Source organism: Frateuria terrea, from assembly GCF_900115705.1.
GTDB lineage: Bacteria > Pseudomonadota > Gammaproteobacteria > Xanthomonadales > Rhodanobacteraceae > Frateuria_A > Frateuria_A terrea.
In genome coordinates this window covers 78577-101381 of record NZ_FOXL01000002.1, presented here as the reverse complement: position 1 = coordinate 101381, position 22805 = coordinate 78577, and the positions used below count along the sequence as shown (strand labels likewise).

General features: G+C 68.1%; 25 protein-coding genes. 19 read left to right on the top strand and 6 right to left on the bottom strand.

Translation table 11 applies throughout. The annotated features are described in order from the left end of the window. The first annotated feature begins 8 nt into the window (after window positions 1-8). Complete coding sequence (gene truA / locus BMZ38_RS00495) at window positions 9-776, top strand: tRNA pseudouridine(38-40) synthase TruA (RefSeq protein WP_091332875.1); 768 nt, start codon at window positions 9-11, stop codon at window positions 774-776. After that, on the top strand, window positions 773-1402 hold the full coding sequence (locus tag BMZ38_RS00490; protein ID WP_091332872.1) for a phosphoribosylanthranilate isomerase: 630 nt from the start codon (window positions 773-775) through the stop codon (window positions 1400-1402). Before truA ends, BMZ38_RS00490 begins: the two co-directional genes overlap by 4 nt. Window positions 1403-1493: 91 nt before the next feature. Here BMZ38_RS00490 and BMZ38_RS00485 read toward each other — a convergent pair whose 3' ends face one another. Then, on the bottom strand, window positions 1494-2378 hold the full coding sequence (locus tag BMZ38_RS00485; RefSeq protein WP_091332869.1) for a LysR family transcriptional regulator: 885 nt from the start codon (window positions 2376-2378) through the stop codon (window positions 1494-1496). A gap of 104 nt (window positions 2379-2482) precedes the next feature. On the opposite strand from BMZ38_RS00485, the gene trpB reads away from it, so the two are divergent. The 13 genes from trpB to BMZ38_RS00420 all read left to right on the top strand — a co-directional run bounded on the left by trpB (window position 2483) and on the right by BMZ38_RS00420 (window position 12363). Further along, complete coding sequence (trpB, locus tag BMZ38_RS00480; RefSeq protein WP_091332866.1) at window positions 2483-3694, top strand: tryptophan synthase subunit beta; 1212 nt, start codon at window positions 2483-2485, stop codon at window positions 3692-3694. Further along, complete coding sequence (trpA, locus tag BMZ38_RS00475; protein ID WP_091332864.1) at window positions 3691-4491, top strand: tryptophan synthase subunit alpha; 801 nt, start codon at window positions 3691-3693, stop codon at window positions 4489-4491. The genes trpB and trpA overlap by 4 nt, the downstream gene beginning before the upstream one ends. A 96-nt stretch (window positions 4492-4587) precedes the next feature. After that, the gene (gene accD / locus BMZ38_RS00470; protein WP_091332861.1) at window positions 4588-5460 is read left to right on the top strand and encodes an acetyl-CoA carboxylase, carboxyltransferase subunit beta; all 873 of its coding nucleotides are present in this window, start codon (window positions 4588-4590) and stop codon (window positions 5458-5460) included. A gap of 415 nt (window positions 5461-5875) precedes the next feature. After that, the gene (locus BMZ38_RS00465; RefSeq protein WP_091332858.1) at window positions 5876-6313 is read left to right on the top strand and encodes a DUF4399 domain-containing protein; all 438 of its coding nucleotides are present in this window, start codon (window positions 5876-5878) and stop codon (window positions 6311-6313) included. A gap of 22 nt (window positions 6314-6335) precedes the next feature. Beyond that, window positions 6336-6668 carry a hypothetical protein gene (locus BMZ38_RS00460; protein ID WP_091332856.1) on the top strand — a complete coding sequence of 111 codons (333 nt, stop codon included), beginning with the start codon at window positions 6336-6338 and terminating at the stop codon, window positions 6666-6668. 99 nt (window positions 6669-6767) lie between these two features. Beyond that, window positions 6768-8183, top strand: coding sequence for a glutamate--tRNA ligase (gene gltX, locus BMZ38_RS00455; RefSeq protein ID WP_091332853.1), 1416 nt, complete (start codon window positions 6768-6770; stop codon window positions 8181-8183). Between the two features lie 18 nt (window positions 8184-8201). Next, window positions 8202-8471 carry a hypothetical protein gene (locus BMZ38_RS00450; protein ID WP_091332851.1) on the top strand — a complete coding sequence of 90 codons (270 nt, stop codon included), beginning with the start codon at window positions 8202-8204 and terminating at the stop codon, window positions 8469-8471. Continuing rightward, window positions 8468-9001 (top strand): transcriptional repressor, encoded by a 534-nt coding sequence (locus BMZ38_RS00445; protein WP_425431830.1) that lies wholly within the window; start codon window positions 8468-8470, stop codon window positions 8999-9001. The genes BMZ38_RS00450 and BMZ38_RS00445 overlap by 4 nt, the downstream gene beginning before the upstream one ends. A 242-nt stretch (window positions 9002-9243) precedes the next feature. Next, entirely contained in the window at window positions 9244-9666 is a 423-nt protein-coding gene (locus tag BMZ38_RS00440) for a MerC domain-containing protein (protein WP_091332847.1), read from the top strand. A gap of 48 nt (window positions 9667-9714) precedes the next feature. Continuing rightward, window positions 9715-10656, top strand: a complete 942-nt coding sequence (locus tag BMZ38_RS00435; protein ID WP_091332845.1) for a cation diffusion facilitator family transporter — start codon at window positions 9715-9717, stop codon at window positions 10654-10656. Window positions 10657-10776: 120 nt separating this feature from the next. After that, window positions 10777-10938, top strand: coding sequence for a 30S ribosomal protein THX (locus tag BMZ38_RS00430; RefSeq protein ID WP_091332843.1), 162 nt, complete (start codon window positions 10777-10779; stop codon window positions 10936-10938). A gap of 140 nt (window positions 10939-11078) precedes the next feature. Beyond that, on the top strand, window positions 11079-11546 hold the full coding sequence (locus BMZ38_RS00425; protein ID WP_091332841.1) for a PA2171 family ribosome-binding persister protein: 468 nt from the start codon (window positions 11079-11081) through the stop codon (window positions 11544-11546). Between the two features lie 16 nt (window positions 11547-11562). Continuing rightward, window positions 11563-12363 (top strand): cysteine hydrolase family protein, encoded by an 801-nt coding sequence (locus tag BMZ38_RS00420; protein WP_091332839.1) that lies wholly within the window; start codon window positions 11563-11565, stop codon window positions 12361-12363. Window positions 12364-12485: 122 nt separating this feature from the next. On the opposite strand, the gene hutI is transcribed toward BMZ38_RS00420, so the two are convergent. The 3 genes from hutI to BMZ38_RS00405 form a co-directional block, all read right to left on the bottom strand. After that, window positions 12486-13718 (bottom strand): imidazolonepropionase, encoded by a 1233-nt coding sequence (hutI, locus tag BMZ38_RS00415; RefSeq protein ID WP_091332837.1) that lies wholly within the window; start codon window positions 13716-13718, stop codon window positions 12486-12488. After that, entirely contained in the window at window positions 13715-15142 is a 1428-nt protein-coding gene (locus tag BMZ38_RS00410) for a chloride channel protein (RefSeq protein WP_091332835.1), read from the bottom strand. The genes hutI and BMZ38_RS00410 overlap by 4 nt, the downstream gene beginning before the upstream one ends. Window positions 15143-15239: 97 nt before the next feature. After that, window positions 15240-16805, bottom strand: coding sequence for a bifunctional GNAT family N-acetyltransferase/carbon-nitrogen hydrolase family protein (locus BMZ38_RS00405; RefSeq protein WP_091332834.1), 1566 nt, complete (start codon window positions 16803-16805; stop codon window positions 15240-15242). A 112-nt stretch (window positions 16806-16917) separates the two neighbouring features. Here BMZ38_RS00405 and BMZ38_RS00400 point away from each other — a divergent pair, with 112 nt between their 5' ends. Continuing rightward, window positions 16918-18288 (top strand): formimidoylglutamate deiminase, encoded by a 1371-nt coding sequence (locus BMZ38_RS00400; protein WP_091332832.1) that lies wholly within the window; start codon window positions 16918-16920, stop codon window positions 18286-18288. A gap of 108 nt (window positions 18289-18396) precedes the next feature. Beyond that, complete coding sequence (locus BMZ38_RS00395) at window positions 18397-18552, top strand: YXWGXW repeat-containing protein (protein ID WP_091332830.1); 156 nt, start codon at window positions 18397-18399, stop codon at window positions 18550-18552. A gap of 209 nt (window positions 18553-18761) precedes the next feature. Here BMZ38_RS00395 and BMZ38_RS00390 read toward each other — a convergent pair whose 3' ends face one another. Beyond that, window positions 18762-19280 (bottom strand): hypothetical protein, encoded by a 519-nt coding sequence (locus BMZ38_RS00390; protein ID WP_139202358.1) that lies wholly within the window; start codon window positions 19278-19280, stop codon window positions 18762-18764. Between the two features lie 355 nt (window positions 19281-19635). On the opposite strand from BMZ38_RS00390, the gene BMZ38_RS00385 reads away from it, so the two are divergent. Then, complete coding sequence (locus BMZ38_RS00385; RefSeq protein ID WP_091332826.1) at window positions 19636-20898, top strand: MFS transporter; 1263 nt, start codon at window positions 19636-19638, stop codon at window positions 20896-20898. 161 nt (window positions 20899-21059) lie between these two features. Here the strand turns inward: BMZ38_RS00385 and BMZ38_RS00380 are convergent, their stop codons facing one another. Further along, window positions 21060-22301 carry an alkaline phosphatase family protein gene (locus BMZ38_RS00380; RefSeq protein ID WP_091332824.1) on the bottom strand — a complete coding sequence of 414 codons (1242 nt, stop codon included), beginning with the start codon at window positions 22299-22301 and terminating at the stop codon, window positions 21060-21062. Window positions 22302-22348: 47 nt separating this feature from the next. Between BMZ38_RS00380 and BMZ38_RS00375 the strand changes: the two genes are divergently transcribed. Further along, on the top strand, window positions 22349-22768 hold the full coding sequence (locus tag BMZ38_RS00375; RefSeq protein ID WP_091332822.1) for a hypothetical protein: 420 nt from the start codon (window positions 22349-22351) through the stop codon (window positions 22766-22768). Window positions 22769-22805 lie beyond the last annotated feature (37 nt).

The following is a 22805-nucleotide window of genomic DNA, read 5'->3' as shown; positions in this document are numbered from 1 at the left end:
TCCTCAGCATGCGCATCGCCCTGGGCGTCGAATACGACGGTACCGATTTCCTCGGCTGGCAGCGCCTGACCCACGGCGCCACCGTGCAGGGCGCGCTCGAGCTGGCACTTTCGCGCGTCGCCGCAGCTCCCGTGGCGGTGACCTGCGCCGGACGCACGGACGCCGGCGTTCATGGGCGCTGCCAGGTCGTGCACTTCGACACCGAGGTCGAGCGTGACATGCGCGGCTGGGTGCTGGGTGCCTGCTCCAATCTGCCCACCAGCGTGGCGGTGCTGTGGGCGCAGCCGGTACCGGAGTCCTTCCACGCGCGTTTCTGCGCGCGCAGCCGCCGTTACCGCTACACCATTCTCAACCGTCCCGTGCGGGCCGCGCTGGACGCACGCTACGTGACCTGGGAGCGGCTGCGGCTGGACGCCGAAGCGATGCACGCGGCGGGGCAGGCGCTGCTGGGCGAGCACGACTTCTCCGCCTTCCGCGCGGTGTCCTGCCAGGCCGCGCATGCGCGGCGCTGCGTGCTGGCCCTCGATGTGCGCCGCGAGGGCGACCAGGTCACGGTGGACATCGAGGCCAACGCCTTCCTGCACCACATGGTGCGCAACATCGTCGGCTCGCTGTTGCCGGTGGGGCGCGGGCAGCAGCCGGTCGCTTGGCCGGCCGGGTTGCTCGCCGGCCGCGATCGCGAGGTGGCCGGGCCGACCGCTCCTGCCTCCGGCCTGACTTTCCTCGGTCCGCGCTATGAACCCCATTGGGGCCTGCCGCTGGAGGTGAGCGCATGACCCGCATCAAGTGCTGCGGCATGACCCGCGTTGAGGACGCCGTGCTGGCTGCCGAGCTGGGCGCCGATGCGGTCGGCCTGATCTTCACCGCGCGCAGCCGCCGGCGGGTGGACGTCGACCAGGCCCGTGCGATCGCCCGGGCGTTGCCGCCGATGGTCACCACCGTGGCGCTGTTCATGGACGAGGACGCCGCCTTCGTCGACGAGGTGATCGCGTCGGTGCAGCCGGGCCTGTTGCAGTTCCATGGTGCCGAGCGCGATGACTGGTGCGCGCAGTTCGGGCGGCCCTACCTCAAGGCTGTCGCGATGGGCGAGGGCGACCACGCGTTGCCGCGTTTGCGCGCGTTCCCGGGCGCCGCGGGGCTCGTGCTGGATGGCCATGGCCTGGGCGAGGCCGGCGGCAGCGGCAAGGCCTTCGACTGGTCGTTGACGCCGCGCGAACTGGCGCGGCCGGTGATCCTGGCCGGCGGACTGCATGCCGGAAACGTGGCCGACGCGATCCGTGTCGTGCGGCCGTGGGGAGTGGATGTATCCAGCGGCATCGAGTCGGCGCCCGGCATCAAGGACCCCTCGCGATTGGCCGCCTTCGTGGCCGCGGTACGCGCCGCGGATGCAACGCACGTCTGAGCGCAACGACCGGTAGGTTGCCGGCCTGCCCGCGCGGGACCGGAACCGGGCCCTTCCTCAGCACGAGGCGCTGCGGGCACCCGTTCCGACCTCACCGCCCGGCCAGTTCGTCGCGTATCCAGGCGGCCAGCGCCTCCACGCGGGAGTCTCCCGAACGCGTCGAGGCAAGCACCCAGCGGCCTCCCGTGTCGCGGAAGCCCCAAGGCGCAAGCAAGCGGCCGCTGGCCAGGTCATCGGCCACCAGCGGCTGCGGGGTGATCGCCACGCCGAGCCCCGCGGCGGCGGCCTCCAGCAGGAAATAAAGATGCGGCAGGGCCTGGGCCTGCCGCATCGACCCGGGCGGCAGGCCCATCGCCCGCGCCCAGTCGGGCCAGGCCTGCGGACGCGAAGCGGTGTACAGCAGCGGCTCCTCGCCGAGGGCTGCGGCGGGCAGGCCGAGCAATCGCTCGGCGTCCGGATGGCGCGGGCTGAGCACGGGGCCGATGCATTCGGGGGCCAAATCGTGCACCTGCCACGATGCCGGCCAGGGAGGCGTGACCAGCAACAACGCAACATCCACGCCCGCCAGGGCCGCGGGTTCTTCCTGCGCGGCCAGGTGCAACCTCAGATCCGGCAGCTCATGCCGCAGGCGCTCCAGCCGTGGAATCACCCAACGTGCCAGCACGCTGCCGGAGCAGCCCAGGACCAGTGCCGATTCTGCTTGCGCCTGGCGCAGGCGTATCCAGCTATCGCGCAACTGCGCGAAGGCGGCATGGCAACTTTCCTGCAGTTGCCGACCGGCAGTAGTGGGCTCGACGCCACGTCCCTGGCGGCGGAACAAGGGGTGGCCGAGAGCCTCCTCGAGTGCGCGCACCTGCCGGCTGATCGCGCCGTGCGTCACGTGCAGTTCGCGAGCGGCAAGGCTCATGCTGCCCAGCCGCGCGGCGGCCTCGAAGGCGCGCAGGGCATGCAACGAAGGCAGTTCGCGATCGGTCATCGTGTGAGTCTAGCTCAAGCATGAGTGCGAACTTTTCGCTTTTCGGCGGGGATGGCCGGCGCTAAGGTGTGAGGTCTGCTGCGAGACCCCCGATGGGAGCCACCATGCCCGAGATCCAGGATTTCCACCGCTGGCCCGACGAACACGGCCGCTTCGGCGCCTACGGCGGCAGCTATGTCGCCGAAACGCTGATGGCGCCACTGGCCGAACTCACCGAGGCCTACCAGCGCCTGCGCCAGGATCCGGATTTTCTGGCCGAACTGGACAGCGACCTGAAGTACTACGTTGGCCGTCCCAGCCCGATCTACCACGCCGAACGCCTGTCCCGGCATGTCGGCGGCGCGCGGATCCTGCTCAAGCGCGAAGACCTGAACCACACCGGCGCGCACAAGATCAACAACACCATCGGCCAGGCCCTGGTCGCGCGCCGCATGGGCAAACGGCGCGTCATTGCCGAGACCGGGGCGGGCCAGCATGGCGTAGCCAGCGCCACGGTGGCCGCCCGCTTCGGCATGCAGTGCGTGGTCTACATGGGTGCGGTCGACATCGAGCGGCAGAAGATCAACGTCTATCGCATGAAGCTGCTGGGCGCCGACGTGGTGCCGGTCACTTCGGGCTCCAGGACGCTCAAGGACGCGCTGAACGAAGCCATGCGCGACTGGGTGACCAACGTCGCGGACACCTTCTACATCATCGGCACGGTGGCCGGCCCGCACCCTTATCCCCAGATGGTGCGCGACTTCAACGCCATCGTCGGTCGCGAGGCGCGCGCGCAGATGCTGGAGCGCTACGGCCGCCTGCCGGACGTGCTCACCGCGTGCGTGGGCGGCGGCTCCAACGCGATCGGCCTGTTCCACGCCTTCCTCAACGACGCCGGCGTGCGCATCGTCGGCGCCGAGGCGGCAGGTGAGGGCATCGCCACCGGCCACCATGCCGCCTCGCTCGCCGCCGGCCGGCCCGGCGTGCTGCACGGCAACCGCACCTACGTGCTGTGCGACGACAACGGCCAGATCACCGAGACGCACTCGGTCTCCGCCGGCCTGGACTATCCGGGCGTCGGCCCCGAGCATGCCTTCCTCAAGGACGCCGGCCGTGCCGAGTACGTCGGCGTCACCGACGACGAAGCGCTGGAGGCCTTCCATCTGCTGGCACGCACCGAAGGTATCCTTGCCGCGCTCGAATCCAGCCATGCGGTGGCGCAGGCGATGAAGCTCGCGCGCGAGTATCCGAAGGACGCGCTGGTGCTGTGCAACCTCTCCGGCCGCGGCGACAAGGACGTGCACACCATCGCCGCGCGCGAAGGGGTCGAGGTATGAACCGCATCGACCGCCGCTTCGCCGCACTCAAGGAGGCGAGCCGCACCGGCCTGATCCCGTTCGTCACCGCAGGCGATCCTGCGCCGCAAGGTGCCGTGGCGCTGATGCATGCACTGGTTGCCGCTGGCGCAGACGTGATCGAACTGGGCGTACCGTTCTCCGACCCGATGGCCGACGGCCCGGTGATCCAGCACGCCAGCGAGCGCGCCATCGCCAGGGGCGTAGGGCTCGGCGACGTGCTGCGCTGGGTCGGCCAGTTCCGCCAGCGCGATGCGGATACGCCGGTGGTGCTGATGGGCTACCTCAACCCGATCGAGATGCATGGCTACGCGCGGTTCGGGCAGGATGCCGCGCGGGCCGGCGTCGACGGCGTGCTGATCGTCGATTGCCCGCTGGAGGAGTCGGCTGTGCTCGAGCCGCTGCGCGTCGCCGGCCTGCGGCAGATCCTGCTGGCCGCGCCCACCACCGCACCCGCGCGTATGGCGCAGTTGTGCGAGTCCGCCGAGGGCTTCCTGTATTATGTGTCGTTCGCCGGCATCACCGGGGCGGCACGGCTGAGCACGGCGGACATCGCCGCGCGGGTGGCCGAGGTCCGAACCAGGGCGAAGGCGCCGGTGGCGGTCGGTTTCGGCGTTCGCGACGCAACGAGTGCGAAAGCGATCGCCGGATTCGCCGACGCCGTGGTCATCGGCAGCGCGCTGGTCGAGCGCCTGGCCGGCGCCACGGAGGCCGACGAGATCGCCACCCGGGCACGCGAGTTTCTCGCACCCATCCGCAAGGCCCTGGACATGCCGTAACCCGGCTCCCGCACCGCCATCCGATCAAGGATGGGGAGAGGGTCGGGGTGAGGGGCCGGGGCTCGCGGGAAGGCAAGGTTTCCAGAAGAGGTCCGCATGAACTGGCTCCAGAAAATCATGACCCCGCGTGCACGCACGCAGAGCACGACCACCGCCGGCAAGGGCAAGGTGCCCGAAGGCGTATGGGAGAAGTGCGGTGGTTGCGGTGCGGTGCTGTACCGGCCTGAGCTGGAGCGCAACCTGATGGTCTGCCCCAAATGCGGCCATCACCATCCGATGGGTGCGCGCGAGCGGCTGCTGTCGCTGCTCGACGAGGGTTCCACGCAGGAGCTGTGGGCCAGCCTGGAACCTACCGACCCGCTGAAGTTCCGCGATTCGAAAAAATACCGCGACCGTATCGTCGCCGCGCAGAAAAAAACCGGCGAGAAAGACGCGCTGCTGGTCGTGAATGGCCGCCTGAAGGGGCGGCCGCTGGTTGCCGCCGCGTTCGAGTTTTCCTACATGGGCGGCTCGATGGGCTCGGTGGTGGGCGAGAAGTTCACCCGCGCCGCCGAGCGCGCGCTGGCCGACCGCAGCGCGCTGGTGTGTTTCTCCGCCACCGGCGGCGCACGCATGCAGGAGGCGCTGTTCTCGCTGATGCAGATGGCCAAGACCTCCGCCGCGCTGGCGCGCATGCGCGATGCCGGCGTGCCCTATGTCAGCGTGATGACCAATCCGACCACCGGCGGCGTGTCCGCCAGCCTCGCAATGCTAGGCGACATCAACATCGGCGAGCCGAAGGCGCTGATCGGATTCGCCGGTCCACGCGTGATCGAACAGACGGTGCGGGAGACCTTGCCCGAAGGCTTCCAGCGTTCGGAGTTCCTGCTCGAGCATGGCGCGATCGATCTCATCGTCGACCGTCGCGAGATGCGCGACAAGCTCGCTGAGCTGTTCGGCCTGTTGATGAAGGCGCCGCGCGCGGCCTGAGCCCGGGCTGCCAGGCAAGCCATCGATGCCGCCGCGAGGCGGCATCGTCGTTTCGGTGCGGGTGTTTTCCACAGCCGGTGTGGATGGACTTCGGATAAGCCTGTGGACAAGCCGGAAAGGGGACTTTGCCGTCAGTCACTTGGCACGGCGTGATCAGTTTTTACGCATTCGCAACCGCAGCTTCGCAGGTTGTCCACAATGCTTGTGGAGCCGGCTGGGCGAAGCCTGTGGATAGGTGGCCTATCTGCTTGATGGACAAGCGCACATTGACGTCGTGCGCAGGATTTGAGCAGGACCTGCGCGAGCGTCAGCGGCACGGCTGATCGCGGAGCACTTCCCCAACAGCGCCGGCAGGCATGACGCACACCCATCGCGCCGGCATACTGGCCTGCCACTTGTGAAGAGAGGACGCGGCATGAAACGGATGCTTTTCGCCGCCACGCTTGCCACCTTCGGCGCCGTGGCCTTCGCACAGACACCTGCCCCAGGGATCCCGACCACAAAGGCTCCCGTGGGTGCTGCGGTGTACTTCGTCACGCCCAGGGATGGCGCGACGGTCGGACGCGAAACCACCGTGCGCTTCGGCCTCGAAGGGATGGGCGTGGCGCCCGCCGGCGTGAGCAAGGAACACACCGGGCATCACCACCTGCTGGTGGACGCGCCGGACCTGCCGTTGGCCGGCCAGCCGATCCCGAAGGACGAACACCACCTGCATTTCGGCGGCGGCCAGACCCAGACCGTGCTCAAGCTGGCGCCGGGCACGCATACGCTGCAGTTGGAACTGGGCGACGCCAACCACGTACCGTTCGACCCGCCGGTGGTGTCCAAAAGGATTACCATCCACGTGAAATGACCGCTCGCCGGAGGTGCCGCGCATGAAAGCACTGGTTTTCGCCCTGGCCATGGCAATACCAGGCGCCGCCGCGGCGACCGTTGCGATGGAGTCGCAGCTGGTCACGCAGTCGTCCGGGGACGCCACGCAGGCACGGCAGGCGGAGCGAAGCGCGCCGCGCCAGCTGTTCATCGTCAAATACGAGCTGCGTCGCCCGCCGCCGGAGCAGGCGCCGCGGATCGTCATGGACGACACCAAGCCGCAGATCGTGCCCCCTGCGGCAGGCAGCTACCCCAACACCACGCTGGGAGCAGGGCAGAACGATCCCAACGTGATCGTCTGCTTCGGGTGGGGATGCGAAAGCAGGCAGCGCTGAAGCCGCGCTGCCCGCCACGCCCGATCGAGGCCCGAAGCAGCAGCCTGCGCCTGCGTATCGGCTAAAATCCTGCGTTTGCCCCCGCATCCGCAGATCCCCATGACCGTCCGTACCCGCTTCGCTCCCAGTCCCACCGGTTTCCTGCATATCGGCGGCGCCCGTACCGCGCTCTACTGCTGGCTGGAAGCGCGCCGCCGCGGTGGCGAGTTCCTGCTGCGCATCGAGGATACCGACCGCGAGCGCTCCACCGACGAGGCCGTGCAGGCGATCCTGGACGCCATGCGGTGGCTGGACCTGTCCGCCGACCAGGCGCCGATCTACCAGACCCATCGCCTGGCGCGCTACAAGGAGGTGGCCGATCGCCTGCTCGCCGAAGGCAAGGCCTACTACGCCTACGAGAGCAAGGAAGAGATCGAAGCGATGCGCGAGGCGGCCATGGCCAAGGGTGAGAAGCCCCGCTACAACGGCTACTACCGGGACCGCAACGAGCCCGGTTTTCACGAGGCCCGTCGCGACGATCCCAACCGTGTCATCCGCTTCCGCAATCCGACCGAGGGTTCGGTGGTGTTCGAGGACAAGGTCAAGGGCCGGGTCGAGTGGGCCAACGCCGAACTCGACGACCTGGTGATCTTTCGCTCGGACGGCTGGCCGACCTACAACTTCGCGGTAGTCGTCGATGACATCGACATGGGCATCACCGAGGTGATCCGCGGCGACGACCACGTCAACAACACTCCACGCCAGATCAACATCTACCAGGCGCTCGGCGCGCCGGTGCCGGAGTTCGCGCACCTGCCGATGATCCTGGACAAGGAGGGCAAGAAGCTGTCCAAGCGGACCAATTCGGTCAGCGTGATGGAGTACCGCGACGCCGGCTTCCTGCCCCATGCGATCCTCAACTACCTGGTGCGGCTGGGCTGGTCCCATGGCGACCAGGAGATCTTCTCGCGCGAGGAGATGATCGCGCTTTTCGACATCAGCGACGTCAACAAGGCCGCTTCGCGCTTCGACACCGAGAAGCTCGCCTGGCTCAACCAGCATTACCTCAAGAACGACGACCCGCAGGCGATCGCGCCCGAGTTCGAATGGCACCTGGCGCGCGCGGGCATCGACGTGTCCACCGGACCCGCGCCCGCCGACGTGATCGTGGCATTGCGCGACCGCGTGCACACGCTCAGGGAAATGGCCGAGCGCGCCAGGGTCTGGTATGCGCCGATTGCCGAATGGGACGAGAAGGCGGTCGCCAAGCACCTGAGGAACGACAGCGCCGTGGCCGTGCTCGGCCAGGCCAGGGCGTTGCTCGCGGACGTCGAGTGGAAGCCCGAGTCCATCCACCAGGCGATCGAGCAGATCGCCGCGACGCTGGAGCTGGGCATGGGCAAGATCGCCCAGCCGCTGCGCGTGGCGATGACCGGAACGCAGGTTTCCCCGTCGATCGACCACACCATCTACCTGGCCGGCCGCGCCGGGGCGCTCGAGCGTATCGACCACGCGATCGAGCGCGCGCAGGGTTGAGCTCCATGGCGCTCAGGCATGGATGAACTCCTTGCCCGCGCCATGCAGGGCGTCGACCCCGACGCCCCCGACGCATTCCTGCGCATCTTCCTGAACCTGATGGCGCAGGTCCCATGGACGGCGCTCATCTGGTGGAACCTCTTCTTCCTCGGCGTCGGCGCCTTGCTGGGCTGGTGGCGTGGCCGGACTGCCGAAGGCGTGGCCTGGGCTTTCGTGCTGGGTCCGATCGGTTGGCTCGTGATCCTGCGCCGCCCGCGGCGCTCGATGCCACCGCCGTTGCGCAAATGACTCCGGCATCATGTTTCCGCCAGGCGCTATCATCGGCGTCATCCCACAGGGCGGTCCGCACCGTGTCAGGCAAGCTGCATACGCACCATCTCGAAGACGCCGAAAGTTTCGTCGCCGCGGTCGAGCAGGCCAGCGAAGAGCGCGGCCTGCGCCTGACACCGCTGCGCAAGGAAGTGCTGGAACTGGTCGCGGCGGCAGGCAAGCCGGTCAAGGCCTACGACCTGCTCGATCACCTGCGCGAGCGCCACGGCAATGCGGCGCCGCCAACGGTGTATCGCGCGCTCGATTTCCTGCTCGAGCAGGGCTTCATCCACAAGCTCGAATCGATCAACGCCTACGTTTCCTGTCATCACCCGGCCGAGGCGCACCAGGTGCCATTCCTGATCTGCGACAACTGCGCCAGTGCACAGGAAGTCTGCGACGCCCGGGTTGCGGAACTCATCGAGGCCCAGGCGCGCGCATTCGGTTTCCGGCCGCAGGCACAGACGCTGGAGGTCCACGGCCTGTGCAAGCGCTGCCGCGAGGGCTGAACGGCTAGAAGCAAGAGAGTGCGGGGCGCGATACATCCGGTATCGCGCCCCGCGTTTTCCCGGTGTTGGCGGGGAGGGAACGTTGCCGCACCGGAAAACCGAGTCATTGGCAGCAGCCATGGGCCTTCGTTCAACCATTCTGCAACGCGCTTGCGACGATCCGGTTGACTGCTGGTGGCCGCACGATGACAGGCTGTGCGTTACATTGTAACATTGCGTCCAGTCTTGCAACGACGCCACCGATGGCCCGATCCCCGACATCACGCGCATGGCAGGCCGCCGACCGGCTTGGTGCAGTCGCCTCCTTCCTGTGCGCTATCCACTGCGCCGCGCTGCCCTTCGTGCTCGCCATGCTGCCGCTGGTGGGGCTGCAGTTCCTGGCCGACCACCGGTTCGAGCGCGCCTTCGTGGTGTTCGCGTGCGCGCTGGCACTGCTGACCCTGGTCAACGGTTATCGCCGGCACCACCGCCCGGCGCCGCTGATGCTGGCGTTTCCCGGCCTGTTGCTGTTGCTGCTGGGCGTCACCGTAGCCGAGCTGTATCCGATCGCGCTGCACAGCGTGCTGGTCACCTGCGGCGGCGTGCTGCTGGCGAGCGCGCACTTCGTCAACCTGCGGCTGGATCGTCGGCAACCCCATATGCACGGCCCCGGCTGCGCGCATTGAACGCGCGGTGATTGTGTAACGCGACGGGGCCTTCCTACGATGGCGGCGATGAAAGACCCGCATGACCACCCGCATCTGCATCACGACCATGACCACGACCATCGGCAAGACGGCGGGCGAGGACGCAAGCTGCTGTTCGCGTTCCTGCTGACCCTGTTGATGCTGCTGGCCGAGGCCGTCGGCGGCCTTTGGTCCGGTTCGCTTGCGTTGCTTGCCGACGCCGGGCACATGATGGTCGATGCATTGGCGCTGGCGCTGGCCTTCTTCGGTGCGCGGCTGGCGCTGCGTCCGGCCGACGCACGCCGAAGCTACGGTTACGGACGACTGGAAGTCCTGGCCGGTTTCGTCAATGCATTGACCCAGTTCGTGCTGGTCGGCTTCATCGCCTACGAGGCGGTGAGCCGACTGATGCATCCGGGGGCCATCCTGTCCGGCGTCATGCTGGTAGTGGCCATGGTGGGCCTGCTGGTCAACCTGCTGGTCCTGCGCGTGCTTCACGGCCACGCCCACGACGACGTCAACATGGCCGGCGCGAGCCTGCACGTGCTGGGCGACCTGCTCGGCTCGTTCGGCGCGGTACTGGCTGCGCTGGCGGTGCGCTACATGGGCTGGAACTGGGCCGACCCGATGCTCTCCCTGTTGGTTTCGCTGCTGATCCTGGGTGGTGCCTGGCGCCTGCTGCGCAAGTCGGCGCACATCCTGCTCGAAGGTGTGCCCGAAGACCTGGACGTGGGCGAGGTCGAGCAGGCTTTGCGCCAGGCGGAAGCCTCCATTCGCGACATCCACCACCTGCACGTGTGGCAGCTGGCCTCCGGCTCGCGCATGGCTACCTTGCACGCGCAGGTCGACAGCGGTGACGGTGCCGGCGCGGTAGCGGCCATCCATGGCCTGCTGCGCCAGCGCTTTGGCATCCTGCACGTGACGGTGCAGGTGGACGCGGGGCCGTGCACGGACCATGCGCGTGACTGTCTCGGACATCGACACCCCTGACGGGATCCAGCCGCCGGAGGCGCGGGCTGAAGCCCCTCCGGGGGCGGCAGCTCTCTTGCGCTTTGCCCCTTCGCTGCTACGATGTCGGGCCATTCACGCATTACGAATCAAGGAGTTCCCATGGGTAAGGGCGATCGCAAGACCCGTCGCGGCAAGACCTACCGCGGTAGCTACGGCAACACCCGCGCGCACGATGCCCAGCCGGCCGTGGCCGGCGCCAAGGCCACCGTGACCAAGCCGGCCGCCGCCAAGAAGGCCGCGCCGAAGAAGAAGTCCGCCTGAGCGCAAGCGCTCGCGGATCCAGAAGCCCCCGCCGAAAGCGGGGGTTTTTTTTTGCGTTCGGCGGGGATTAACCGGGGGCAGACACGCGCTTCACCGCGCGCATGGAAACGTGCGGCAGGCAGAGGTGCAGCGGAGCCGGCATGAACGCAATCGAGCTTTTGAAGCAGGATCACGAGAACATGAGGGCGCTGCTGGAGGAACTGGCCGGTACCACCACGCGCGGCGTGAAAAAGCGCAAGGAGCTGGTGGAAAAGATCCGGACCAACCTCACGGTGCACAACACCATCGAGGAAGAAATCTTCTACCCGGCTTTCAAGAAGGCTGGCGACGGCAAGGACGACGCCAAGATGTACTTCGAGGCCCTGGAGGAACACCGCGCTGCCGGCGACCTGGTGCTGCCGGACCTGCTCAAGACCGAGGTCGACAGCGAGAAATTCTCCGGTCGGGCCAAGGTGCTCAAGGAACTGTTCGAGCACCATGCCGACGAGGAAGAAAAGGAAATGTTCAAGCGCGCCAAGACGCTGATGAGCAAGAAGGCGTTGGAAGAACTGGGCGACCAGCTGGCCAGACGCAAGGTCGAACTGAAGCAACAGGCACAGGCGGCTTGAGAGCGTGGCGAGCCGTATGACAGGCACGGGCCAGCATGGTCAGGACGCGCCCTTCGAACCGGGGCAAAGCGCGCTGCTGATCATCGACATGCTCAACGACCTCGAATTCGAGGGCGGTGAGGACCTGCTGGAGCAGGCGATGCCGATCGCCAGCGCAATCGTCCAACTGCGCAGCTGGTACCACGAGCACGGGCTGCCGGTGATCTACGCCAATGACAACTTCGGCCGCTGGCACGCCGACCTGGCGAAGATCATCGAGCATTGCCGGCGCGTCGGTTCACGCGGCGCGTTGCTGAGCGACGGCCTGCTGCCGGGAGTGGAGGACTACTTCGTCCTCAAGCCACGCCATTCGGCCTTCTACGAAACGCCGCTGAGCACGCTGCTCGGGAAACTCGGCGTCAGGGCATTGACCCTGGTCGGCATCGCCGGCGACGACTGCGTCCTGCGCACCGGACTGGATGCGCAGATGCGCCAGTTCGCGCTATGGGTGCCGGCAGACGGCATCGCCTCACAGACGACCTTGCGCAACCAGCGCGCGCTGTCCTGCTTGCAGGAGGTGGCCAAGGCCGACATCACCCGTATCGACGCGCGCCTGCCCGAATGGGACCACACCGAGCGGAGCCAGAAGATGAGCAGCCACGACCGCAAAGACATCCAGCATCCCGATTGCACCAAGCCGCAGCGTCCGGAAACCGAGAACGAGCGACAGGGGCGCAAGGCCCACGAAAGCGAACTGACCGACGAGGCGGTGGAAGAGACCTTCCCGGCCAGCGATCCGGTGTCGCCGTTCATTCCGGCCAAGACGCCGCAGGACTAGAGCCTGATCCTTCCCCTGAAAGAGATCGGGGAGGGAATCGGTTCGGCAGCTTCCTGACCGATTGCAGGGCGGCCCGCGCCACGCTGGGAGAGCACGGCGGCACGGCGCCGCGCTGTACGGCGTTACGAAAGCGATGCCTTGCGCCCGTCGATCCACACCTCACGGGCCAGCTCGCCGCCGATCCAGTAGCACAGCTCCGCCGGCTTCTCCGCGTTCCAGGCCACCAGATCCGCGCGCTGCCCCACTGCCAGCGTGCCCCGATCGGCCAGGCCCAGCGCGCGCGCCGCGTGCAGCGTGATCCCGCGCAGCGCTTCCTCGGGTGTCAGGCGAAACAGCGTGCAAGCCATGTTCGCGGCCAGTCGCAGCGACAGCAGCGGTGAGGTACCGGGGTTGCAATCGGTGGCGATCGCCATCGGCACGCCGTGCTCGCGCAGCGCGTCGATCGGCGGCAGGCGGGTTTCGCGCAGAGCGTAGAACGCGCCCGGCAACAGCACGGCAACCGTGCCGGCCGCGGCCATCGCGCGGATGCCCGATTCGCTGAGGTGCTCCAGGTGATCGGCGGAAAGGCCGCGATACTCGGCCACCAGCGCCGCACCATCGAGGTCGGACAGCTGTTCGGCATGCAGCTTGACGGGAATGCCAAGGTCCCTGGCGCGTTCGAACACACGCGCGGTTTCCTCGCGGCTGAAGCCGATGCCTTCGCAAAAGGCGTCCACCGCGTCGACCAGCCCTTCGGCCGCCAGCGCCGGCAGCATCACGTCAGACACCAGCGCAACGTAGTCTGCCCGTTGCCTGCTGTATTCGGGCGGCAGTGCATGCAGGCCAAGGAAGCTGGTGCGCACGCCGATGCCCAGTGCCTGGCCGATGCGCCGCGCCGCGCGCAGCATGCGCCGCTCGGTCTCCAGGTCCAGCCCGTAGCCGGATTTGATCTCCAGTGTAGTCACGCCGTCGCGCAGCAGCGCCCGCGCGCGCGGCAGGCTCTGGCGCAGCAGTGCGTCCTCATCGGCGGCGCGGGTGGCTGCCACCGTGGAGGCGATGCCGCCGCCGGCGCGCGCGATCTCCTCGTAGCTGGCGCCATTGAGGCGCAGGTCGAACTCGTGCGCGCGGTCGCCGCCGAACACCAGGTGCGTGTGGCAGTCGATCAGGCCAGGGGTGACCAGCGCGCCGTCAAGGGTCTCGACCGCAGTGGCCAGTCCGTCCGGTGCGCCGGGCAGGTCCGCTGCGGCGCCCACCCAGGCGATGTGCCCACCTTTCAAAGCCAGGGCACCGCATTCGACCAGCCCGAACGGGCGCTCGCCCGCCAAGGTGGCCAGCGTGGCGTCGAGCAACAGGCAGTCCCAGCGAGGTTCGGTCATGGTTTCCCAGGAGGCGTGCGGGTGTCGGCGGGGCCTGCCGGCTCATCGAAGGCGCTGCTCTTCCCGACGTGCTCGACGGGCTCCGGGGATGACTGGCGGACAGCTTGCTGGCGCTCGAACTCCTGCACCAGGCGTTCGGCGAAATCCTTGTAGACCGGTGTGGGGCTGAGCAGCGACGAGGCGGCGCGTGCCAGCAGGCAGGCGGCCATGACGGGGATGACCATCGACTGGTTGTCGGTCAGCTCCATTGCGATCACCGCCGAGGTGAGCGGTGCCCCTGTCACGCCCGAGAGGTACGCGCTCATGCCGAGCAGGACCACCGCGGCGGCCGGTACGCCGGGGAGAAACTGGGAGATGTTCTGCCCCAGGCCGGCCCCTACGGCCAGTGCGGGCGAAAAGATGCCGCCGGGGATGCCCGCCCAGTACGACACCACGTTGGCTCCCAGCTTGGCCAGACCGAAGCTTCCGCCTGGCGTCACTGCCGCCTGTTGCACGATGGCGCGCGCCTGGTCGTAACCGGTGCCGTATACCGAGCCGTGGCAGACCACTCCCAGCATCGCCAGCACCAATCCGCAACCGGTGGCGAAGGCGACCGGCCAACGCGCACGCAGTTGCCCGATGCGCGCCAGCGGGCCGCGCCTGCTGAGCAGGATCAGCCGCGCGTACAGTCCGCCAAGCAGCCCGCAGACGACGCCGCAGAGCAATACGGCCAGCCATGCGTGGCCCAGTGGCAGGTTGGCCTGCACTTCGCCGAAATAGGCGTAGTTGCCCATGATGCCGAGCGAGACCACGCCGCCGACGATCACCGCGGTAAGCAGCAGGCCGCTGAAGCGGTGCTCGAAGGTCCCTGCCAGTTCCTCGATGGCGAACACCACGCCGGCCAGCGGCGTGTTGAACGCCGCAGCGATGCCCGCGGCGCCGCCGGCCAGGATGAAGCGCGAGGCGGCCTTCGGATCGCTGAAGCCGAGCCGCCGTGCAAGCGAGTAGAACAGCCCGGCGCCCACGTGCACGGTCGGCCCCTCGCGCCCGATCGATGCACCCGCGGCAAGGGCGATCAGCGTGAGCAGCATCTTGCCGGCCGCGATGGGCAACGACAGCATCGACGTGCGGAAGCCCTCGTCTTCCACGTGCAGCGTGGCGATCGCCTGGGGGATGCCGCTGCCGCGGGTCGCCCTGAAGCGGCCTTCCGTGACCCAGCACAGCAGCCCGAATACTGCTGGAGTCAGGATCAGCGGGATCCAGACGCCATACGAGAGGATGTGCAGGAACAGGTGATAAGCCCAGGTGCTGGCCTGGGCGAACAGGATGGCCGCCAGTGCGACCAGCACGGCGCCGCTCCACAGCGCCATGCGCCGCTTCCATTGGTGGGGGGCGAAGAACTCGTGGCCGAGCAGGGCCTGCAGGCGTGGGTTGGAGTTGGGCATCGGCACATTATCGCGGGTGTGCAGCGGAAGCGCGAACGTGTAGTCGAAACCGGGGCGGGACCGCCGGTTCCTGAAGTCATTCGCGCGGGAGGTTCACCTACAGCGGCTGCGGCCGCCAGCGAACTTCGTACAGGTCGTAGCGGCGGTCCTTGAGGTTGGTCACTGCGCCCGCGTTGCGCGCGCGGGCCAGGCTCTCCAGCCGCAGGTCGGCGAACAGCACCGTCTCGATGTTGGGCGTGGAATCGGCTGCCACGCCGTCGCGCGCGAACGGAAAATCGCTGGGCGTGAGGATGCAGCTCTGCCCGTACTGGATGTCGAAGTTGTTCACCCCCGGCAGGTTGCCGACGTTGCCCGAGAGCACCACGTAGCACTGGTTCTCGATCGCCCGCGCCTGCGAGCAGTAGCGCACGCGCAGGTAGCCTTCGCGCACGTCGGTGCAGAAAGGTACGAACAGGATCAACGCGCCCTGGTCGACCAGATGCCGCGCGACTTCGGGAAATTCGGAGTCGTAGCAGATCATCACGCCGATCGGGCCGCAATCGGTCTGGATCGTCGCCGCGCTCTCGCCGCCGGTGATGTTCCACACGTTGCGCTCGCTGGGCGTGGGGTGGAGCTTCTCGCGCTCGTGCAGCGAGCCGTCGCGCAGGCAAACGTAGCAGACGTTGTGGATGTCGCCGTTGGGCTGCTCGGTCGGGTGCGAGCCGGCGATGATGTTGATGTTGTAGCGCACCGCCAGATGGCTGAAGAGCTCTTTCACCTGAGGCGTGTAGTGGCTGAGCTTGCGGATTGCCTCGACCGCCGAGAGCTCCTCGTTCTCGATCGACAACAGCTGCAGCGTGATCAGCTCGGGGAAGGTGACGAAATCGGCGTTGTAGTCGGCGGCGATGTCGGTGAAATACTCCACCTGCGTGGCGAACTCCTCGAATGAGCCGATCCGCCGCTGCAGGTACTGCACCGAGGCCACGCGCACCGAGTCGGGCAGGTGCTTCGGCGAGGGTATCGAGGGGATGTCCGGATGATCGAGCAGGCTGGGATTGCGCCACACCAGGTGCACCCCCCAGCCCAGGGACTCATGGTCCGACGGCACGTAGGCGCGCAGCAGGCCGATGACCTCGAAGCCATTGGACAGCTGGAAGCTCAGCGTGGCGTCGCGCCGCTCGCCGGATACCACCGCCTGCATATAGTTTTCGGCGCTGCCGTAGCGCGCGATGTTCCTGGCCAGCCCCGGGATGCGGCCGCCGAAGACGATGCCGCGCAGCTTCAGGTCCATGCACAGCCGCTTGCGCGCGTGGTACAGCCGCTGGCCGATGCGCATGCCGCGATAATCCGGATGCACCACCACTTCCATGCCGTACAGCCAGTCGCCATCGGCCTTGTGCCGCGAGGCCATGCCACCGCCGGTGATCTGCGTCCAGGTGTGCGGCTTGAGCGCGGTGGCTTCGTCGATGCGGAAGGTGGCGCAATAGCCGACAACCTTGCCCGCGTACTCGACCACGAACTGGCCCTCGGGGAAGTGCGTCTGCTGGGAACGCAACATCTCGCCTGAATGGCCCCACTCGGGCGAATACACCCGAGCGGTCAGGTCGACCAGTGCCGGGACGTCGTCGGGACGGGCCTGGCGCAGCAGCAGCTTGGCCGGTTGCTCGGGTGTCTTCTTGGGCATGGTCGAAGTATCCGAAAGGGTGTGTGGTGGAACCGTCGCGCCCGATCGCGGCGTGCGGAGCCGGCCGGGCTTGGCCTGCCGCTACACTGGTGGCCTTGCCGAGGATCCGACCATGACCCAGCCGACCCGTATCCGCCGCTGCCATGCCGGTCACCTGTGGCAGGGCGATGGCTGGTCGCGCGAGGGCATTTTCGGCGTCGACGCGGAGGGCATGCTGCAGGCCGTGGAAGACGGTCCCGCCGAGACCCTGGGAAGCTGGGTGCTGCCGGGCATGCCGAACCTGCACTCGCACGCGTTCCAGCGCGCCATGGCGGGGCTCGCCGAGCGCCGCGGCAGGATGGACGACAGCTTCTGGAGCTGGCGCGAAACCATGTACGCCTTCGCCGCCGCCATCGGCCCGGACGACCTGAAGGCGATCGCCGCGCAGCTCTACGTGGAGATGCTCAAGGCCGGCTACACGCAGGTCTGCGAGTTCCACTACCTGCACCACCAGCCGGGCGGCGCACCCTACGCTCCGGCCGAAGCGATGTCGCTGGCACTGGTCGAGGCTGCGCGCGAAGCCGGCATTGCACTGACGCTGCTGCCGGTGCTGTACATGCGCGGCGGTTTCGACGGCCGCCCGCTGGGCGCGCGGCAGCGCCGCTTCGGCCATGAGGTGGATGGCTATCTGCGACTGCTCGAATCGTTGCGGGAGCTCGAGGCCGCGGATCTGCGCGTCGGCATCGCGCTGCATTCCCTGCGCGCGGTGCCGGAGGATGCCATGCAGGCCGTGCTTGCCAGCGGACCGGCACGAGAAGGCCCGATCCACATCCACATCGCCGAGCAGCTGGGCGAAGTGCAGGACTGCCTGTCGATCCGCGGTGCCCGCCCGGTCGAGTGGCTGCTCGACCATGCCGACGTCGGCGCGCGCTGGTGCCTGGTGCACGCGACCCACCTGAGCGAGGACGAAACCGCGCGCCTGGCGCGCAGTGGCGCGGTCGCCGGATTGTGTCCGACCACCGAGGCCAATCTGGGCGACGGGTTGTTCCCGCTGGTCGATTACATCGATGCCGGCGGCGTGCTTGGCATCGGCTCGGACTCGCACATCTCCGTCTCGCCGGTGGAGGAGCTGCGCTGGCTCGAGTACGGCCAGCGCCTGGCCTCCCGCCATCGCAACGTTGCCGCGCGGCACGAGGGCGCAAGCGTCGGACAGACCCTGTGGCGCGCCGCGCTCCAGGGTGGTGCGCAGGTGGCCGGGCTGCCGATCGGCGCGCTGCAGCCGGGCCATCGCGCCGACCTGCTGGTGCTGGACGACGGCTCGCCGCTGCTCGCCGCGCGCGAAGCGCCGGCGCTGCTGGACAGCTTCATCTTCGCCGGTAACACGCCGTTGGTACGGGACGTCATGAGCGGCGGTCGCTGGGTGGTGCGGGACTTCCGCCACCATGACGAGGAGCGCATCGCACAGCGCTACCGCGAAACGGCGCAGCGCCTGCGGCGGGCGTGACCGGCCGGCCACGCTTGCCTGAACGGCAGGCATGGGCGACGCGCAGGCGTGTCATCGCCGCTCGGGCAGGGGCGTTCTTGCGCGCACCTCCCGACTCGAGGATCCACCATGCGCCGTACGTCGCTGTTTACCGCCGCCCTGTTGCTTGCAGGCAATTTGTCACTGACCGGCTGCGTGGTCGTGCCGGCCCATCGTGCCCGTGTCTGGGTACCTGGCTACTGGGCTCCGCACCACGTCTGGGTCGAGGGCCACTGGCGCCGTTGAGCCAGCGCCCCCCGCGTGCCGGCGGCGGCACGCGGGCGGCCTGGCCCTGCCGTTCGCGCAGGGGTGAATGGACCGGCGCGGCGCTGGTCGCATTGTCCGGATGGGCTGTTGCGTCGTCGAAGACGATTTCCACCCGGAAAGTTCGGCGCAATCGCCATTACGACGACGTGGTTCGCATGCACGCGATACGCAGATCACGGTGCGCCCGGTCAGTCGGTGAAGCGCAGGCCACCGAGTGCTTCGTGCAGGCGAGCAAGGGCGGTGTCGTGCCCGAACGGTGGCGTCGCCGGCGGGTCGTAGACTTCCGGCCGCGTGCCGGTGAGCAGAAGGTCGATCGCATAGCAGCGGCCGGCGTGGACTGCGCGGTAGGCCTCGACGTCGAGGTAATGGCTCATCGCTGCGTCCGCAGCGTGGAACCGGGTGAACGGCACGCCGGCGAGCGTGACCTGCGAGGGTAGGGCAGGTACGCCGCTGGACGGTTCGTCCAGGCAATGCGCCCGTGCTGCGGCATCGTCGCCCACGCCGATGCGCAGCTCGGCAGCGGTAATGCGGTTTGAGCCGTCGAGCACCAGCGCCAGTACCGGCGTACCGTGGTTGTCGTCGCCGGCGAAGGATTTCCAGGCGGCATTGGCCAGGTAGCTTCGTTGGAAGTCATGGCGAACGTGCATGTCGTGCGGCACGGTAATGGTGAAGCCGTGGGCGGCATCGACCAGCGGGGCCGTGGACACGGCTTGGGCCACATCGGAAGCGCCACCGCGGCCGGTGCACGAGGTCACAAGCACCAGTGACAGCAGCAGAAGTGATGTGTGTCGGTGCATGGGATCCCTGTGCTGCAGAAGCCGGGCTGCATCTTCCCTGTTGGGGAAGCAGCAGGCTCTTTGCTTCTGCAGGGTGCCATACAAGGGCGAAGCCGGCTGCCCGCGGCGACATGTTTTCCCGCGAGCTCCGACCCCTCAGCTCAGTCCTGTCCCCGGAGGGGGGAGCGGGCAAAGCCGCGGTACTGGAAACAGAAGCGGTAGCTTGCACTGGCCGCCGGGAGGACAATGGCGCTCCCCACCCGCCACGGCCCGCCAAAGGCAGCCGATGAATGACCATTCCGTGCCGGCCACCGGCACCGACGACGGATCGCTGATCCGTCATGGCACTCCGCTGTTCCGCCAGGCCAACCTCGCACTGTTCGCCGCCGGCATCGCCACCTTCGGCCTGCTGTACTGCGTGCAGCCTCTGATGCCCGAGTTCAGCAAGGACTACGGCGTGAGCGCGGCGACCAGCGCGCTGTCGCTGTCGCTGACCACCGGCGTGCTGGCGTTCGCCATGCTGTTCGCCGGCGCGGTCTCCGATGCGTACGGGCGCAAGTCGGTCATGACCGTATCGCTGATCGCCTCGGCGGCGCTGGTGCTGCTGACTGCGCTGGTACCCGGCTGGACGAGCCTGCTGGTGTTGCGCACCTTGCTCGGCCTCTCCCTGAGCGGCCTGCCCGCCGTGGCAATGACCTGGCTCAGCGAGGAGATGCACCCGGACTCGATCGGTCTGGGAATGGGCCTTTACATCAGCGGCAATGCCATCGGCGGCATGGGTGGGCGACTGGTCACCGGCGTGCTGGCGGACTTCTTCGACTGGCGCGTGGGCGTGATGGTGGTGGCCGGCATCGGACTGGCTTCGGGCCTGATGTTCTGGAGGATGTTGCCGCCTTCGCGGCACTTCGAGCGCCAGCCGCTGCGCCCGCGCACCCTGCTGGCGCGCTTCGGCGCCGTGTTTCGCGATGCCGGCCTGCCGTGGATGTTCGTGGAAGGGTTCCTGCTGCTGGGTGCCTTCGTCACCGTCTACAACTACATCGGCTACCGGCTGCTCGGGCCACCGTACAACCTGAGCCAGGCCGTGGTCGGGCTGATCTTCAGCGTGTACCTGATCGGCACCTTCAGCTCGGCCTGGATGGGCCACCTGGCCGGCAGGCTCGGGCGACGGCGCGTGCTATGGACGACCTTCGCGCTGATGCTGGCAGGCGTGGGACTCACCACGTTCCGGCCGCTGGTGCTGGTGATCGCCGGCGTGGTGGCGGTCACCTTCGGGTTCTTCGGCGGGCACTCGATCGTGAGCAGCTGGGTTGGCCGCCGTGCAGGCAACGCCAAGGCGCAGGCCTCGTCGCTCTACCTTTTCGCCTACTACATGGGCTCCAGCCTGGCCGGTGCGGGCGGCGGACTGTTCTACGCGTCGCACGGCTGGAACGGCGTGGCGGCGTTCATTGGCGCCATGGTGCTGGCAGGATTGCTGATCGCCTGGAGGCTGTACTTCCTGCAGCCGCTGCCCGGGCCGCCCTCGCCGGGGACCGAGCCGCCGTTGCCGTAAGCGGGAGTCGTGCTGCAACCAGCGCGAGCAGGGTCGGGCAAACCAGCGGAACAGAATCTTCATGGTGAGCTGCGGGGGCGAGGGGGCGCGGATCATCCGGCGACCACCTGTCCCGCGGCACCTGCCGTTACGCGTATTGCGGCTGGCGCTACGGCGTGACGTCAGCGCACCGAGGGTACGAGCATGTCCTCGACCTCGCCGTAGTCGCCGTCGCTCGGCTGCGGCGGCAGGCTGAGCAGGTGCACCATCAGTGGATAGACGTCCACGTTCGGAAACGGCGACACCGTAACGCCATCGCGGAACGCCGGCCCGTGTGCCACGAACAGCGCGCGCATCTGCGGCGCGGCATTGTCGTAGCCGTGCTCGCCCAGGCTGACGTGGCCCGCGTGCGAAGCGAGGTAATCGGCAGTCGTGATGCGCCAGCCGACATCGGCCAGACACAGCAGCTGCGGTACCCGCGGGTTGTGGCCGTAGGCCAGGCGCGCCGGCACGCGGGCCTTGTCCCAGCAGCGCATGTGCGGGTGCGGGCGCTCCAGCTTCGCCTCGATGGCTGCGAAGTCATGGCCCGGCTTGGGATTGAAGCCGGCGAGCACGCCCAGGCTCACCACCTGCACGTCGTCGAGGTCGAGTTCGCGCTCGATCAGCACGCTGTGGTCCAGCGGCGTGGACGCCATGCCGTGATCGGCCAGGACGATCAGGTTGAGCTGGTTGAACAGTCCGCGCGCCTTCAGGCCCCTGACCAGCCGCGCCAGTGCCTGGTCGGTTTCGCGCAGGGCCTGGTCCACCTGTGGCGAATCCGGACCGAAATGGTGGCCGGCGTGGTCGACCCCATCGAAGTAGAGGGTAAGGAAGCTCGGCCGCCGGTCGGGCGGAAGATCCAGCCAGGCGAGCACCTGGTCGACGCGCTGGATGGGCGTCACGTTGCCGTCGTAGGGCTTCCAGTAGTCCGGATGGCGGCCGTGGATGTCCGCCTCCGAGCCGGGCCAGAACATCGTCGCGGTGCGCAGGCCGTGGCGGTCGGCGGTTTCCCACAGCGGCGTGCCTTGTGCCCACCAGCGCCCGTCGCTGACCGCCTTGCGGTTGCCGAGCGAGAACTTGCCCAGTTGCGCGTCGTACATGGTGTTGTTGACGATGCCGTGGTGGTCGGGCCGAAGCCCGGTCACGATCGTGTAGTGGTTGGGGAAGGTCAGCGAAGGAAAGGACGGCTGCATCGCCGTGCGCACGCCGTCGTGGGCGAGTCCGGCCAGCACCGGGCTGAGATCGCGCCCGAGGTAATCGGCGCGGTAGCCGTCGATCGATACCAGCAGCAGCGGGGTCGGTTTGGCGGCGTGGCGCGGCGTGGTGGCGCAACCCGCGCTGAATGTGAGCGCCAGGGAGCACAGCACGCGAAACAGGATTTTCATAGGCGGACTCGTACGATGTACAAACCGCGCATCATCGCATCGCCCCCATGTCATTCGAAACCCGTGCATCGCTCCGCCTGTGGTCCGCTGTCCTCGTGCTGGCGTTGCCGGCGGCGGCAGCTGCCTGGCAGGCGCAGCCTCCGCGTCCAGCCGCGCCACCCCCGGTGATCGTCGTGCAGCCACCGGCGAATGCCCGCTTCCAGCAGGTCGTGCGGGAACACGAAGTGCGCGACCAGCTGCAGAAGAGCCAGCTGGAGGAACAGCTGCGGCAGAACCAGACGGATGCGACGCGTCGGCCGTATGCGGCCAATCCGATCCACGCGACACGATTGGACCAGGCCGATCAGGCCCAGCGCGAGCTCTACCGCGCGCGCCAGCAGGATTTGCTCGATCGCTACCAGAATGCGGTCGCGCCGCCTGTGGTGCATCCGGACAAGTCACCGGCCTCGTCGCGCAGCGGCGGCTGAGCCGCACCTACTGCCCGGGAAAGCATCCGCGTGACGG